Origin of the sequence: Vibrio sp. T13N, from assembly GCF_032970445.1 — a bacterium.
Classification (GTDB): Bacteria; Pseudomonadota; Gammaproteobacteria; order Enterobacterales; family Vibrionaceae; genus Vibrio; species Vibrio diabolicus.
Map to the genome: position 1 here is coordinate 65943 of NZ_JAWJYE010000011.1, position 14498 is coordinate 80440.

Annotated in this window: 14 protein-coding genes; 9 read left to right on the forward strand and 5 right to left on the reverse strand. The window is 44.8% G+C overall.

The genetic code is table 11. The features are described from left to right. Positions 1-736: 736 nt before the first annotated feature. The 3 genes from R2S67_RS17365 to R2S67_RS17375 are packed head-to-tail and all read left to right on the forward strand — an operon-like array spanning position 737 to position 3467. On the forward strand, positions 737-964 hold the full coding sequence (locus R2S67_RS17365) for a ferrous iron transport protein A (protein WP_005382190.1): 228 nt from the start codon (positions 737-739) through the stop codon (positions 962-964). After that, positions 964-3240, forward strand: coding sequence for a Fe(2+) transporter permease subunit FeoB (gene feoB / locus R2S67_RS17370; RefSeq protein ID WP_225461893.1), 2277 nt, complete (start codon positions 964-966; stop codon positions 3238-3240). Before R2S67_RS17365 ends, feoB begins: the two co-directional genes overlap by 1 nt. Continuing rightward, positions 3237-3467, forward strand: coding sequence for a FeoC-like transcriptional regulator (locus R2S67_RS17375; protein ID WP_005396058.1), 231 nt, complete (start codon positions 3237-3239; stop codon positions 3465-3467). The genes feoB and R2S67_RS17375 overlap by 4 nt, the downstream gene beginning before the upstream one ends. Positions 3468-3560: 93 nt before the next feature. Here R2S67_RS17375 and R2S67_RS17380 read toward each other — a convergent pair whose 3' ends face one another. After that, on the reverse strand, positions 3561-3989 hold the full coding sequence (locus R2S67_RS17380) for an HIT domain-containing protein (protein ID WP_317345970.1): 429 nt from the start codon (positions 3987-3989) through the stop codon (positions 3561-3563). 126 nt (positions 3990-4115) lie between these two features. After that, positions 4116-5849: an arginine--tRNA ligase gene (argS, locus tag R2S67_RS17385; protein ID WP_262646185.1), complete on the reverse strand. Its 1734-nt coding sequence runs from the start codon at positions 5847-5849 to the stop codon at positions 4116-4118. A 220-nt stretch (positions 5850-6069) separates the two neighbouring features. Between argS and R2S67_RS17390 the strand changes: the two genes are divergently transcribed. Next, positions 6070-6666 carry a VOC family protein gene (locus R2S67_RS17390; RefSeq protein WP_317345975.1) on the forward strand — a complete coding sequence of 199 codons (597 nt, stop codon included), beginning with the start codon at positions 6070-6072 and terminating at the stop codon, positions 6664-6666. A gap of 71 nt (positions 6667-6737) precedes the next feature. Here R2S67_RS17390 and R2S67_RS17395 read toward each other — a convergent pair whose 3' ends face one another. The 3 genes from R2S67_RS17395 to purU all read right to left on the reverse strand — a co-directional run bounded on the left by R2S67_RS17395 (position 6738) and on the right by purU (position 9765). Continuing rightward, positions 6738-7106, reverse strand: coding sequence for a hypothetical protein (locus R2S67_RS17395; protein WP_054867850.1), 369 nt, complete (start codon positions 7104-7106; stop codon positions 6738-6740). 4 nt (positions 7107-7110) lie between these two features. Further along, the gene (locus R2S67_RS17400) at positions 7111-8727 is read right to left on the reverse strand and encodes a serine protease (protein WP_301657537.1); all 1617 of its coding nucleotides are present in this window, start codon (positions 8725-8727) and stop codon (positions 7111-7113) included. Positions 8728-8931: 204 nt separating this feature from the next. Beyond that, positions 8932-9765: a formyltetrahydrofolate deformylase gene (gene purU, locus R2S67_RS17405; RefSeq protein WP_005382206.1), complete on the reverse strand. Its 834-nt coding sequence runs from the start codon at positions 9763-9765 to the stop codon at positions 8932-8934. 218 nt (positions 9766-9983) lie between these two features. On the opposite strand from purU, the gene R2S67_RS17410 reads away from it, so the two are divergent. From R2S67_RS17410 to R2S67_RS17430, 5 genes are read left to right on the forward strand one after another with little or no spacing between them, the layout of a single operon-like run. Further along, on the forward strand, positions 9984-11924 hold the full coding sequence (locus tag R2S67_RS17410) for an ATP-dependent DNA helicase (RefSeq protein WP_005382210.1): 1941 nt from the start codon (positions 9984-9986) through the stop codon (positions 11922-11924). Positions 11925-11953: 29 nt separating this feature from the next. Then, a complete protein-coding gene (tsaB, locus tag R2S67_RS17415; protein ID WP_301657536.1) occupies positions 11954-12655 on the forward strand; it encodes a tRNA (adenosine(37)-N6)-threonylcarbamoyltransferase complex dimerization subunit type 1 TsaB in 702 nt (233 codons plus the stop codon). A gap of 60 nt (positions 12656-12715) precedes the next feature. Next, complete coding sequence (locus R2S67_RS17420) at positions 12716-13021, forward strand: hypothetical protein (RefSeq protein WP_005396047.1); 306 nt, start codon at positions 12716-12718, stop codon at positions 13019-13021. 41 nt (positions 13022-13062) lie between these two features. Next, the gene (locus R2S67_RS17425) at positions 13063-13620 is read left to right on the forward strand and encodes a Slp family lipoprotein (protein ID WP_104974363.1); all 558 of its coding nucleotides are present in this window, start codon (positions 13063-13065) and stop codon (positions 13618-13620) included. A 6-nt stretch (positions 13621-13626) separates the two neighbouring features. Further along, the gene (locus tag R2S67_RS17430; RefSeq protein WP_005396045.1) at positions 13627-14481 is read left to right on the forward strand and encodes an alpha/beta fold hydrolase; all 855 of its coding nucleotides are present in this window, start codon (positions 13627-13629) and stop codon (positions 14479-14481) included. Positions 14482-14498: the final 17 nt, after the last annotated feature.

Below are 14498 nucleotides of genomic sequence, written 5' to 3' on the forward strand. Positions count from 1 at the left end.
TCTCATTGCTTCTTCATCACATCTAGCCTACAAATCCATTCTCAATACGTAAGCACGGTCACGCTCTATCTGTTAGTAGCGCGGTTCTTAGCTATAACCATACATGGCTTAAGAGGACGGATTTACCTACGGCGACAAATATATGAATGGTTGTATTTTTGTATCTAGAGTGCGTTGGTTCATTTGAGTCGTGGGGGTATGCGAAATTCGTGAAAACAGAACTGTGCTGAAAAGGTGGATAAGATAAAGAGTTTAGAGAGAGATGAAAAAAAATATCGTGGTATAGCCGGGGGGACTATACCACGGGTGTCAATGACACCTTCGCTTGCTGCCGGAGTGACATGTTGCCATGCCACCTCTGGAATTCATTTGAGAGGTTGCCCTCTCGATGGAGTAACTATACGAGAGGTTACTTATTTTTCTTATAAAAATAACGCCATGTTGATATGAGAAAAACGACAAAGTTTTAAATGTCATCTAACCTGTTGTTTTGTGTGGAGATTTTTATCTTCACCATTTGTTTGTGACATTTTTATTTCATTGGTCGTGATTTTTAATTGTTAATTTTGACGTAAATAACGAGAGGAAATTTACGGAGTTGACGTTTGAAAGCATGAAAACATTTATGAAATCTTTGATTTCACACAAGGATTGAAGGGTTATAGGGGAGTAATATTGGCAGCCTAAACTTATTAAATAATAATATTTCTCATTAGCAATACTCTTAAGGGCCACTATGAAGTTATCAGAGATTAATCCTGGCGATACGGTGACGATTCGGTTGTTAGATGGTCTTTCATCAGATATCAGAAAGAAACTCATGGTAATGGGGCTGCTTCCCAATACAGAAGTCAAAGTGATTCGACGTGCTCCAATGGGCGATCCTTTACAAGTCGAAGTCCGTGGTGTGTCTGTCGCATTGCGAGAAACCATTGCTCAGAAAATTGAAGTGGAGCGAGTGTAATGCAATATCAAGTGCTTACCGTAGGTAATCCTAATAGTGGTAAAACGACGCTATTTAATGGTTTGACTGGCGCAAAACAGCAAGTTGGTAACTGGGCAGGCGTCACCGTTGAAAAGAAAACGGGACAATTCAAACATGCGGGTGACGAGTTTTTGCTCACTGACCTTCCTGGTATTTACTCGTTAGACAGTGGTAATGATAGCAATAGTATTGACGAATCCATTGCATCGCGTGCGGTTCTAACTCATCCTGCCGATCTCATTATCAACGTGGTTGATGCCACGAGCTTAGAGCGCAGCTTATATATGACGTTGCAACTTCGCGAACTTGGCCGTCCTATGATTGTTGTTCTCAACAAAATGGATGCACTAAAACGTGAACGTCAAATGATTAACGTTTCAGAGCTTGAGAAAACATTAGGTTGTCCTGTAGTAAGTTTATCTGCAACCAATAAAACTCAAGTTGCAGAGTTTAAAGAAAAACTTCATAAATCCATTGTTCAAGGGGTCGCGCTTAAAGAGCTATCTTTGCATTACGGTGAAAAGATGGAGTCGGCGATTCAAACTGTTTCCGCACTTTTTAACGATCAAACCGTCGCCCATCGTGCATTAGCGATTCGTGCGCTTGAAAAAGACACGATGGTTCTCAATAGCCTTTCCGATATTGATAGAAGCAAAGTATTGGAAGTCATTGCGACTTTAGACTTGGATATCGATTTGCATGTCGCGGATACCAAGTACACATACCTGCATGAACAGTGTAAAAAAGTTCGCCGAAGCGAAGGCAAGCTAAGTCGTAGCGTGACTGAAAAACTCGACCAATTTATTTTGAACAAGTGGATTGGGATCCCATTCTTCTTTGTGGTTATGTACTTGATGTTTATGTTCTCGATTAACATCGGTAGTGCATTTATCGACTTTTTTGACATTGGTGTAGGCGCATTGCTGGTTGATGGTGGACACCACTTATTAGATGGTCACCTCCCCGTATGGCTAGTTACGGTGATTGCTGATGGTTTAGGCGGCGGTATTCAAACAGTTGCGACCTTTATCCCGGTCATAGCGTGTTTGTACTTATTCCTTGCTGTGCTTGAGAGCTCGGGTTACATGGCACGTGCTGCGTTTGTGCTTGATAAAGTGATGCAGAAAATCGGCTTGCCGGGTAAAGCGTTTGTCCCTTTGGTTCTTGGTTTTGGCTGTAACGTTCCGTCAATAATGGCAACGCGCACGCTAGACCAAGAGCGTGAGCGCAAGTTGGCTGCGTCGATGGCACCGTTTATGTCATGTGGTGCTCGCTTACCTGTGTACGCTTTATTTGCTGCCGCTTTCTTCCCAGGCTCTGGTCAAAACATTGTGTTTGCACTTTACCTACTTGGTATTGTCGCCGCGGTGTTTACCGGTTTGTTCCTCAAGCACACGCTGTATCCTGGCAGCAGTGATAGCTTGGTGATGGAAATGCCTGACTATGAGCTTCCAACGTTGCAGAACGTCGTGATCAAAACTTGGCAAAAACTTAAGCGTTTTGTATTGGGTGCAGGTAAAACCATCGTAGTGGTTGTTGCTATCTTGAGCTTCCTCAACTCGCTAGGAACTGACGGTACATTCGGTAATGAAGACAGTGATAAATCGGTTCTATCAAAAGCCGCTCAGGTTGTGACGCCAGTGTTTGCACCAATTGGTATTCAAGAGGATAACTGGCCAGCAACGGTTGGTATTATTACTGGTATCTTCGCGAAAGAGGCAGTCGTGGGCACATTGAACAGCTTATATACTACGCCAGCCGATGGAGAGGATGCAGAATTTGATCTTATGGGTAGCCTAGAAGAAGCGGTGATGAGCATTCCTGAAAACCTAGCAGGGCTGAGTTATTCTGATCCGCTGGGGATTGACGTCGGTGATTTAGCGGATTCTCATGCAGTCGCAGAGGAGCAAGAAATCGATGAATCGATCTTTGGTAACATAAAAGAGAAATTTGTTTCTGGTCATGCTGCTTTTGCGTACCTAATTTTTATCTTACTTTACACTCCTTGTGTGGCTGCGATGGGTGCCTATGTTCGAGAATTCGGCAATAACTTTGCGCGCTTCATAGCGGTATGGACAATGGGGCTCGCGTACTTGAGTGCGACTTTCTATCATCAGCTTATGCATTTCGCTGATAGCCCTATCACCAGCGGCGTTTGGATTGCTGCAATTATTGCGATTTTCTTTGGCACGTACCGCGTTTTCAAGCGTGTAGGCAAGAAACATCAAGGCGAGTTTGAGGCGCAAGTCGTATGATTTTAAAAGAGCTTTATCAATATATCGCCGAAAAAGGAACGGTTTCCCAATCTGAGCTAGCAAAACAGTTCGGAATGAGTGAAGACGGTGCAGACGCCATGTTAAGTGTATGGATTAACAAAGGTCGCATTTCTCGCTTAGTAGATACAAATAAAGCTCATCATATAACGCGAATACGCTATGCAGTCACAAAGCACGATGGTTTGTCACTTACCGTAACCATGTAGTAGGAGCAATGAACCATCGCGCACAAACAACAAAGCCGCATCAGCAATGATGCGGCTTTTTACTTTCTACCTGAATCAAAAGTTATATAACGGTTACGCTTTACGGAAGATAGAGCTTAACGACAACACATTACGAACTCGGTTAAGAATCTCTTCTTGTTCTTCGTCATTACGAAACTCACCTTTGGTATTCCCCCAAACTGGTCCCGGCCATGCCATATCGTCTTGAAAGCGCGCAATATGGTGAATGTGCAGCTGTGGCACCATGTTACCTAGGGCGCCAAGGTTTAACTTGTCTGGGCGGAATGTCGCTTCGAGTGCTTGGCTTACCGCTTGAGATTCGAGCAAAAACTGTTGTTGCTCTTGCATTGGCAAGTGGTGTAACTCTTTCAAATTTTCGCGTTTAGGCACCAAGATAATCCATGGCACAGCATTATCTTTATGAAGAAGTGCGACGCAAAGTGGGAAGTGACCAATCACCGAAGTGTCTTTTGCCAATTGAGGATGAAGTTCAAAACTCATTATTGCTGTCCGATTAATTTTTAGTTTGAATTAGTATACGACAGATAAAACAAAAGGTTGGCGCTTTCACGTCAACCTTTGTCATCATTTAGCTTGTGCTACTTAAGCTAACTACGTAAAAGCGGATTACATACGCTCTAGAGTATCGATACCCAGTAGAGACAGACCTTGCTTGATGGTCTTCGCTGTTAGCGCAGCTAGTTTCAGACGGCTTTGTTTCACTGCTTCGTCTTCAGCAACTAGGATAGGGCACGCTTCGTAGAAGCTAGAGAACTGACCTGCTAGTTCGAATAGGTAGCTACACATGATGTGTGGTTGGCCTTCGCGAGCAACAGATTGAACCGCTTCTTCGAACTGCATAAGTTTAGCAATAAGTGCTTTCTCTTTCTCATCAGTGATTTTGATGTCACCTTGGAGAGAGTCCATAGCAACACCAGCTTTAGCGAAAATAGAAGCTACGCGAGTGTATGCATATTGCATGTATGGTGCTGTGTTACCTTCAAACGCTAACATGTTGTCCCAATCGAACACGTAGTCAGTCGTACGGTGTTTAGATAAGTCAGAGTATTTAACCGCTGCCATTGCAACTGTTTTAGAGATCTTCTCTTTTTCTTCCGCATCTAGTTCAGGGTTTTTAGATTCGATCAGCTGTGCTGCGCGAACTTCTGCTTCATCCAGAAGATCTGCTAAACGAACGGTACCACCCGCACGAGTCTTGAATGGCTTTCCGTCTTTACCCAGCATCATGCCGAACGCGTGGTGCTCAAGAGATACTGACTCAGGTACGTAGCCTGCTTTACGAACAATTGTCCAAGCTTGCATTAGGTGCTGGTGTTGACGTGAGTCGATGAAGTAAAGCACACGGTCTGCACTTAGCTCTTCATAACGATATTTTGCACATGCGATATCTGTTGTTGTGTATAGGAAACCACCATCGCGTTTTTGAACGATAACGCCCATTGGTTCGCCATCTTTGTTCTTGTATTCATCTAGGAATACAACTTGCGCGCCATCATCTTCAACGGCAAGACCTTGTTCTTTTAGGTCTGCAACGATCTTAGGAAGCATGTCGTTGTACATGCTTTCGCCCATTACGTCGTCACGAGTCAGTGACACGTTTAGACGGTCGTAGTTGCGCTGGTTTTGGATCATGGTTACATCAACGAGTTTTTTCCACATTTCTGCACAGTACTCGTCACCGCTTTGCAGTTTTACCACGTAGTTTCGCGCCTTTACTGCGAACTCTTCATCTTCATCGTACAGCTTTTTCGATTCGCGGTAGAAGCCTTCAAGGTCCGCAAGTTCCATAGAAACTTCGCCAGACTCTTGTTGCACACGCTCAAGGTTGGCGATAAGCATACCGAACTGAGTACCCCAGTCGCCGATGTGGTTCGCGCGGATCACTTTGTGACCTAAGAACTCAAGCGTACGTACTACCGCATCACCGATGATGGTTGAACGTAGGTGACCAACGTGCATTTCTTTTGCTACGTTTGGTGCAGAGTAGTCGGCAACGATGGTTTGTGCTTCTTCTTTAGCTACGCCAAGACGTTCGTCTGCTAGCGCCGCGTCGGCTTGTTTCGCAAGGAACTCTTCGCTTAGGAAAATGTTGATGAAACCAGGGCCAGCGATTTCTGTTTTGCTCGCAATACCATCTAGGTCCAGAACATCCAGTACTTTCTGTGCAAATTCTCGAGGGTTAGTACCCAGTTTTTTAGCAACGCCCATTACGCCGTTTGCTTGGTAATCACCAAATTGTGGCTTTGCTGATTGGCGAACGGCTGCAGGACTGCCTGCAGGTGCGCCAGCGGCTTCTAGAGCCTGAGATACTTTGTCATTAATAAGTGCTTGGATATTCACACGCGTTTCCTTCAATTCAAGGACAAAGAACTCGGCAAAATGTACGCCGAGCTCTGTTAGAGTTCACAAAAATGGGGCTAATCATAACAACTTTATTGCTTTTCATACAGAGATGAATAGGCGAAATTTTTACTTTTTCGATTGAATGGAAATGTGGCTTAGTTTGCGTTTACTATTGCGCTCAAAGTAATGAGATAAATCGCCCCATAAGAGAGCCACAATGACGACTCAACTAGTTGAAAAGCGCCTAACGCCTGAATTGATGACCCAAGATCTGGACGCATTTATGGCGAAGATTGAAGAGCTTGCAACCCTGTTAAAACTGGATCTGAGCTTTGCTCAAGCTGACCATATTGCGCTGCGTATTAATGATATTGAAACAGCGAAAGCCGCGCATGAAGCATGGAATCAATACGGTAAGGTGATTTCACAAGCGAAAATAAACGGTCGCCCAATCATCGTTATCGTATTCGACAAAGCGTTGGAAAGCCGTGGCTGGAAGATTGAGTGTCTGGAGCTGCCATATCCTGCGGAAGGCAAAATCTACCCAAATGAAAGCTGGGAACATGTGGAGTTTGTGATTCCGTCTCATGCCGAAACCGCAGATGAGTTTCTTGCTGATTTGAAACACACTTACCCAGCGTTTGGCGCGCGTTTTGATGAGTTAAAAGAGCTGGGTGTGAAGATCAAATTGTCGAGCCCGAAAGGGGAAGGCGAACGCTTGAACAACCCAACCGTGGCGTTTAAGTACCAAGGCATTTGTATCAAGCTGCACCCGCATTCACTTAAGCGTATTGTGGAGTCTGAGCAGGCGTAAAACGCTAGAGTGAAATTTCTGAGTTGCGAGAGGCAAAAAGGGAGCCGAGGCTCCCTTTCGTAAGCGAATCACTATTTAGCCGGTGACTTGCTTTTTGGGTTGGTAATGGAAAGCTTTTTGCCTTTCAACTCTTCGTCTAGAGTTAGTGTGAAAGTCTTTGGAAACGGCATTCGTTTACAATGATCCACTTTGTTCCTGACGATTGTGAGCAGGGCTTCCGTTGAAGAGTTTTGCTCTATTTTTAAGCTAAAGTCATCGTTCTTACTGCAGCCATTAGACTCGGCGATAAATGAAATTTGACTATCGATAGTTCGGTACGCTTCTACCATGATTGCTTGGTGTTCAGACTCTTGACCTTGCTGCATTTCTGTATTTGCCGAGCAAGCGACTAAGCTGATTGAGCTCAAACCAAGCAGCATTGTTTTGAGTATATATTGCATCTTGTTATCCTTTTTTGCGACGCAGGAAAGGACCTGCAGCTAGCAACATCAATAGGCTAATCGAGAAGCTGCCGCCTGAACTCGATGTTTTTGTTACGCTGCTCTCGCTAGTGTTATCTGAACTAACTGACATCTTGATATTGCGAATATACGCTTGCGCGTTGTAACCACCGCTAAACTCGTAGTTTTTCAGATAAGCAAAAGTAACCGTGTTTGACTTCCGGTAAAGATCGATAGAAAGTTCATTGTACTCAAGAAGCTGGCGAGTGTAGTCATACTCTTGGCCATTGACGTAAACGACAAAAACATCGAAACCATCTGACAAGACTTTAAAGTCCATTGATAGTTTGCCTTTTGGAAGATCGGTTAAATGCAAGATGGATGCACCAGTAGACATTCCCATTTCTGCTGACTGAAGTTCACCATTTTCAGCGGTCCAAGCGTGTTCATTGGTGTACACGTTTGCGCCAGCTAGCGTAACGGCACTGCTCAATGAGCTGCTTGCTTTATCAATACCACTATATATTAAGGTAGTCGAAAGTTTAGATAGTTTCGGATGATCAGTAGAGACTTCAATCGTTTCAACTGAGTGCGAGTAGCTTGGGTAGTAGCCTACCGTAATTTGACAGCTCTGAGATGGTGCCAGTGTCGCAGTACAGGTATTTTTGGCGAGGCTGATTCCGCTTGTTAGGGTAACGCCCGTGATGTTGATTGGCGTATTCACCTCGTCATTACGAATAGTAAAGGTCTCTTGCTGCGCTTTTCGCTCAACGAAATGAAGATCTCGATACTGAGTGTAGCTGATAGTATTACGATGACTATCTATCCAGCCGTTATGCTGAAAATGAGCGACGTTTGCATAAACACCATAAGCATTTGGTTGAGCACATCCATCCCCCCAACTGACTACGCCTAGTAATTTGTTGATGCCGTTATCATCAACGATGAGCGGACCGCCGCTATCTCCTTGGCAGCTATCTTTACCTCCCCAATAGTATCCGGCGCAAATGCCGTCATCTGATACATTAGAGTAATTTCCCGATAGGTTTTGGCAGGTTGCTCGATCTACGTATTCCAAATCAACTTGTTGTAAAACGGTTGGGTATACTCGGTCTGTCGTGGACGTATTTCCCCATCCAGCCACGTGCAACTTATCTCCTACGCGTACACTATCCAAAAGCTCTGGCGTTGCCAAATCGATAGTCGCGCTATCGACATTACGTTCTAATTCGATAAGAGCGATGTCATTGTTCGTTGTATTACTGTTATATGCAGTATGCGAGTAGATATTGTTAACCGCGATGCGCTGCGCGTGAGACTCGTTGTTTTGATCATAAAGACCAAGAGCGATATCAATATCGTCCGCATTAAGACCTTCCACACAGTGCGCAGCAGTTAATACGTATTTTCCACCAAGGAAACTACCGCCACAGAAGTGACCAATAGATGTTGGCTGTCCTTTACGGACCAGTGAAGCAATAAACTTCCAGTCGGAAGTATTAGCTGGCTCGCCGCCAATAATGCGAGTGGATACATCATTCTGAACAGGCTTAAGAGTATCTGCGATTGTGGTTGCTGGCAAAGTCAGCCCAATCAGAAAAGCCACTAACGTTTTTTTCATTTTAATTCCGTAATATTAACGTGGTTTATTATAAGGGGACCAAATGATAAACGGAATCATTCTCTCAGTAAATAGTTGTAGTGAAATGAAAAATTATAATATATCGGTTTAATTTTGATGGTTAGAGTCGGGGGGATATCCCTGAAAAGATGAAACCCGCCAAGTTGGACGGGTTTCATTCTCGTTGTAACTAGTGCGGAGGGATTACAGGATCACTGTTTTATTTCCATAAACAAAGACGTGGTCGTTAATGACTTTATTCAACGCTTTGCTCAACACATTCTTTTCTACATCGCGTCCCGCTTGTGCCATATCTTGGGCATTGAATGTATGGTCGACAGGAATTACGTCTTGCTTGATGATCGGCCCTTCATCTAAATCATTAGTCACGAAGTGTGCCGTTGCACCGATGATTTTCACACCGCGATCGTAAGCTTGTTGATATGGCTTAGCGCCAATAAAAGCAGGTAAGAAGCTGTGATGAATATTAATGATTTTGTGGTGGTATTTCTCAACAAACGTAGGCGTCAATACGCGCATGTATTTAGCTAACACCAAAAAGTCAGCATCGTATTGGTCGATCACTTCTAGCATCTTCTGCTCGTGTTCTTCACGGCTAAGGTTTTCATGGGTCACATGGTGGTAAGGAATGTCGAAGCGTTCAGTGAGAGTTTGCAGTTTGTCGTAATTCCCCACCACAGCGGCGATCTCAACATCTAGGCTTCCATCGTAGGTTTTCATCAGAATATCGCCTAAACAATGCGCTTCTTTTGTGACGAGAATGACGATGCGCTTACGGCGAGAGCCAACCAATTTACGCTTAGCACCTTGCGGGAGAGCTTGGTCCAAGTCGGCAAGAAACGTTTGATCGTTGAAGTATCCCTCCAGCTCCGTTCTCATGAAAAAGTGGCCACTGGTATTATCAACAAATTCGTTATTGTGAACGATGTTGAGTTGGTGCTTGTAACAGATATTAGTAATTTTCGAGATGAGACCCGGGGCGTCAGAACAGTGGGTCAACAGTGTTTTCTTTTCCATAAATCAGGTACTTCCATGCATTAATATTTTAGCGTACGAATTTGTTATTATTCCCTGGCGGGTGTAACTGTACTGCCATGTTTCACCATAAATAATCTATTCTTACGTTGGTTTCAACAAAATATCCGCGTGTCGCCGCAAGCTGGTCAGATTGTGGGCTGATGTCACTCCTATTCCTCTGATATACTCTCGATAATTTTTCAAACTCAATACCAAGCATGATCGCAAAAACTTTTTCCTCTGATGGCGCGTTAGGTAAGGCCATTCCTGGCTTTCAAGCTCGTCAGCCACAAATCGATATGGCGGAAGCCGTCAGTAGTGCGATCAAAGATCAAACCCAGTTGGTGGTGGAGGCAGGAACCGGAACCGGTAAGACCTTCGCATACCTAGTCCCTGCGCTGTTGAGTGGTAAAAAAGTGATCATCAGTACAGGCTCGAAAAACTTGCAAGAGCAGTTGTACCATCGGGACTTACCGCTCATGGTCAATGCGCTTGGTTTTTATGGTCAAGTGGCGTTATTAAAAGGGCGTTCTAATTATCTGTGTTTGGATCGCTTGAGCCGCCAAATGGTCGAAAGCCATACTAATGAATCTGACCCGACGCTATTAACTCAATTGGTTAAAGTGCGTGCTTGGTCATCAGAAACCAAAACAGGTGACCTTGGTGATTGTGATGATCTGCCAGAAGACAGCATGATCATTCCGACCATCACCTCCACCAATGATAACTGTTTAGGTAAAGAGTGTCCGAGCTACACCGATTGCTTTGTATTGAAAGCGCGTAAGCGAGCCATGGATTCCGACATTGTTGTGGTGAACCATCACTTATTTCTTGCTGACTTAGCGATCAAAGAAACAGGATTTGGCGAACTGATCCCAGAAGCCGATGTGTTTATTTTTGATGAAGCTCATCAGTTGCCAGATATTGCGAGCGAATATTTCGGCCAGTCAGTTTCAAGCCGTCAAATTCACGATCTTGCCAAAGACATTGAAATAGCCTACCGCACCGAAGCCAAAGATATGCGTCAATTGCAAAAAGTGGGCGACAAACTCATGCAAAGCGCAATGGACATGCGGATTGTATTGGGTGAGCCAGGCTTTCGTGGCAACTGGCGTGAGGCGTTGCAATCAGGCTCTATTAAGCGAGAATTATTGCGCTTAACTGATAGCCTCGAATTGGCGATTGATGTACTCAAAATAGCCTTAGGGCGCAGTCAATTACTGGATACCGCCTTTGAACGAGCCAATTTGATCAAAGGCCGCATCGACCGGGTATGTGATGTCGATATTACCGGCTACTCATACTGGTACGATACCTCGCCTCGTCATTTCGCTCTGCACATTACGCCTCTTTCTGTCGCGGACAAGTTCCATGAGCAAATAGAGATTAAACAAGGCGCGTGGATTTTCACGTCAGCAACCCTAGCCGTATCGGGCGACTTCAAGCACTTTACTGAGCGCCTTGGCCTCAAGCCTACAAAGCAATTTTCTCTGCCGTCCCCCTTTGATTATCAAAAACAAGCGCGCCTTTGTGTGCCAAGGTATCTGCCAGAGCCAAACAGTAACGGCTTAGCGGATAAGTTAGTCCGAATGCTTGCTCCGGTGATTGAAGAAAATGATGGTCGCTGCTTCTTTTTATGTACCTCGCACAGCATGATGCGTGAACTAGGTGAGAAGTTCCGAGAAGTACTTGAGCTGCCTGTGTTAATGCAAGGGGAGATGAGTAAGCAGAAAACCTTGGCGGAGTTTATGGAACTGGGTAACGCTTTACTCGTGGCGACAGGTGCATTCTGGGAAGGGATTGATGTTAGAGGTGATGCGCTGAGCTGTGTTATTATCGACAAATTACCGTTTACCGCCCCTGACGATCCATTACTCAAAGCCCGTATCGAGGATTGTCGATTGCGTGGCGGTGAACCATTTGCTGAAGTACAAATCCCGGATGCAGTGATTACGTTAAAGCAGGGAGTAGGACGATTAATTCGAGATCAGAAGGATCACGGTGCGTTGATTATTTGTGATAATCGCCTCGTCACGCGAGACTACGGTGGTATTTTCCTCGGAAGCCTACCACCTATCCCAAGAACGCGAGACTTAGATGGAATCAAAGCATTCCTGAAAGCAGAACAATCTGTCACAGACGCAAGTGCTGAGGCATAACCCAATAAATGAGAGTTGTAGAGAGTTAAATGAGCGCAAAAATTCTTGCTATCGATACAGCGACTGAAAACTGTTCAGTTGCGTTGTTGGCTAATGATCAAGTGATTTCACGTAGCGCGGTTGCACCACGCGATCACACCAAAAAAGTACTGCCAATGGTTGATGAAGTACTAAAAGAAGCTGGCCTGACTCTACAAGAGCTAGATGCGTTAGCGTTTGGACGTGGTCCAGGTAGCTTTACTGGCGTTCGTATCGGTATTGGTATCGCACAAGGTTTGGCGTTCGGTGCTGACTTACCTATGATCGGCGTTTCAACGCTGGCTGCGATGGCTCAAGGTAGCCATCGTTTACATGGTGTGACCAATGTCGCTGTTGCCATTGATGCACGTATGAGTGAAGTTTATTGGGCGCGCTATTCTCGTCAAGACAATGGTGAATGGGTTGGTATTGATGAAGAGTGTGTTATTCCACCAGCACGTTTAACTGAAGAAGCACAAGCAGACGACAAAACGTGGACGACAGCAGGCACGGGTTGGGATGCCTACCAAGAAGCGTTAGCAGATTTACCGTTTAACTTGACGCATGGTGAGGTTCTGTACCCTGATTCACAAGACATCGTGATTCTTGCTGAACAAGAATTTAAAAAGGGTAATACTGTGCCGGTAGAAGATTCTAGCCCAGTTTATCTACGCGATAATGTGACATGGAAAAAACTTCCTGGTCGCGAATAGTCCGTTTTTCATTAACCTGACAAAAAGCAGGGCGTTTGCCCTGTATTTTTATGGAGTGCTATGGCGTCGATTAATGGCTTGCCTCCTTCTTTGATTCCCGGTGCAAATCGCACTAATAAAGTCAGCAAAAAGAAGCAGGTAGATAAATCACAAACAAAGCAGCCTGTAGGTCAGCCTTCAAAGGTTGCTAACGCTGTGGCGCACTCCATAAAACACGTGGATGAGTCCCAAATTCACCGAGCTCAAGTGCAATATGACCTTCCTGAAGGGAGCGCACGTAAAGCAATGGAGCAGTACATGGATGTCATGAATCGAACTAAAAAAGAGGAACTGGCTCAATTACTTGGTGTCGATATTTACGTGTGAGATCTCCCCAGCTTGGGGTTACTAATATTGAAAGGTGGTTTATGAAGGTTTTTGGACGGTTTTTTCTCGCATTATTTGCTACGGTTGGTTTGTCTGCGTGTAGCTCGTTGCCAGAGGAGCTAAATGCAAGCACAGAATTGGTCGTTACAGACTATAAAGCTTTTGCTGAGTCTCAGGGGCAAGTGAGTGAAGATGTTCGCCTTGGTGGAATCATCGCTAAAGTGGATAACTTCAAAGATAAAACCCGTCTAGAAATCGTAAACCTACCAATCAGTAAATCTGGTAAACCGGATATTGATGAAGAGCCAACGGGACGATTTATTGCCTATTTTGATGGTTATTTAGAGCCTGTTGCCTTTAGTGAAGGTCGCTTGTTGACGGTTGTAGGTAAAGGCGCCGGAGAAGAAGAAGGAAAGATTGGTGAACACGAATACGTATTCCCGATCATTAAGGGGCAAGGCTACCGTTTGTGGAAAATTGAAGAACGTGTACGCATGTATGACTCGCCAACCTACTTTTACCCATGTTACTCGATTAACTGCCGCATGTGGCGTAATGATTTCCCACAAGACGGTAAAGTGATAAAACAGGTCAAATAATCTGCGATGCATGAGCGTCAATTCGAGCTTCCTGCCGGCAAAATGGCAGCCCTTGAGATAGGGAACGAGAAAACGGCTGACTTGTCAGTCGTTTTTCTTCATGGGTGGTTAGATAATGCGGGCAGCTTTAAAGCGCTCATGGAGCAGTTGAACCAACTTAATCCTCACTTACACCTCCTCGCCATCGATCATTTTGGTCACGGTTTATCGAGTCATAAATCTCACGATAACTATTACCCCTTTCACGACTATATTGCCGATTTATATCAGTTGTTGGATGAATTATCGCCAAACAGACTGATATTAGTAGGGCATTCACTTGGTGCTTTAATCGCAAGTTGCTATAGTGCTGCGTTTCCAGAGCAGGTCGAAGCTCTTGTGCAAATTGAGGGAGCAGGGCCTCTTACTGAAGATCCTACTAACAGTTTGCCTCGTCTTCGTGATGGCGTTTTAAGTCGAATAAGACAGCAAAACAAGCCAGAGCGAGCCATTGCCTCCTTCGATCTGGCGTTAAAATTACGCGTGCAAGCCAACCAATTAACCGCTGAGCAGCTTCTGCCGATAGTCGAGCGAGGAACGGAGCCGCGAGGAGATAAATGGTATTGGCGGCATGACGCCAAGTTAAAATGTGCGTCGCTTTACCGAATGGCGCAAGCGCATGCTAACTCGATTACCAGCCAAATACGTTGTCCTCATTTGATCGTATTAGGCGATCAAGGATTTCAGAATTTACCATCTAACCAAGCTGATTGGGGAGAGAACCCGCCGCAAGTGGTTTCTGTCAAGGGTGGTCATCACTGTCATTTAGAGCAAATACTCGAGGTCGCAACGCGAATTCTTGGTGTAGTTAACAAAATTTAAACAAGTGTTTGAGAGTT

Excerpts from the sequence above, each read along its gene's own strand:
- R2S67_RS17425 (WP_104974363.1), top strand. The coding sequence starts at position 13,063 with ATGAAGGTTTTTGGACGGTTTTTTCTCGCATTATTTGCTACGGTTGGT.
- purU (WP_005382206.1), bottom strand. The coding sequence starts at position 9,765 with ATGGAAAAGAAAACACTGTTGACCCACTGTTCTGACGCCCCGGGTCTC.
- R2S67_RS17390 (WP_317345975.1), top strand. The coding sequence starts at position 6,070 with ATGACGACTCAACTAGTTGAAAAGCGCCTAACGCCTGAATTGATGACC.
- R2S67_RS17410 (WP_005382210.1), top strand. The coding sequence starts at position 9,984 with ATGATCGCAAAAACTTTTTCCTCTGATGGCGCGTTAGGTAAGGCCATT.
- tsaB (WP_301657536.1), top strand. The coding sequence starts at position 11,954 with ATGAGCGCAAAAATTCTTGCTATCGATACAGCGACTGAAAACTGTTCA.
- R2S67_RS17400 (WP_301657537.1), bottom strand. The coding sequence starts at position 8,727 with ATGAAAAAAACGTTAGTGGCTTTTCTGATTGGGCTGACTTTGCCAGCA.
- R2S67_RS17430 (WP_005396045.1), top strand. The coding sequence starts at position 13,627 with ATGCATGAGCGTCAATTCGAGCTTCCTGCCGGCAAAATGGCAGCCCTT.
- R2S67_RS17365 (WP_005382190.1), top strand. The coding sequence starts at position 737 with ATGAAGTTATCAGAGATTAATCCTGGCGATACGGTGACGATTCGGTTG.
- R2S67_RS17395 (WP_054867850.1), bottom strand. The coding sequence starts at position 7,106 with ATGCAATATATACTCAAAACAATGCTGCTTGGTTTGAGCTCAATCAGC.
- R2S67_RS17375 (WP_005396058.1), top strand. The coding sequence starts at position 3,237 with ATGATTTTAAAAGAGCTTTATCAATATATCGCCGAAAAAGGAACGGTT.
- R2S67_RS17380 (WP_317345970.1), bottom strand. The coding sequence starts at position 3,989 with ATGAGTTTTGAACTTCATCCTCAATTGGCAAAAGACACTTCGGTGATT.
- R2S67_RS17420 (WP_005396047.1), top strand. The coding sequence starts at position 12,716 with ATGGCGTCGATTAATGGCTTGCCTCCTTCTTTGATTCCCGGTGCAAAT.
- feoB (WP_225461893.1), top strand. The coding sequence starts at position 964 with ATGCAATATCAAGTGCTTACCGTAGGTAATCCTAATAGTGGTAAAACG.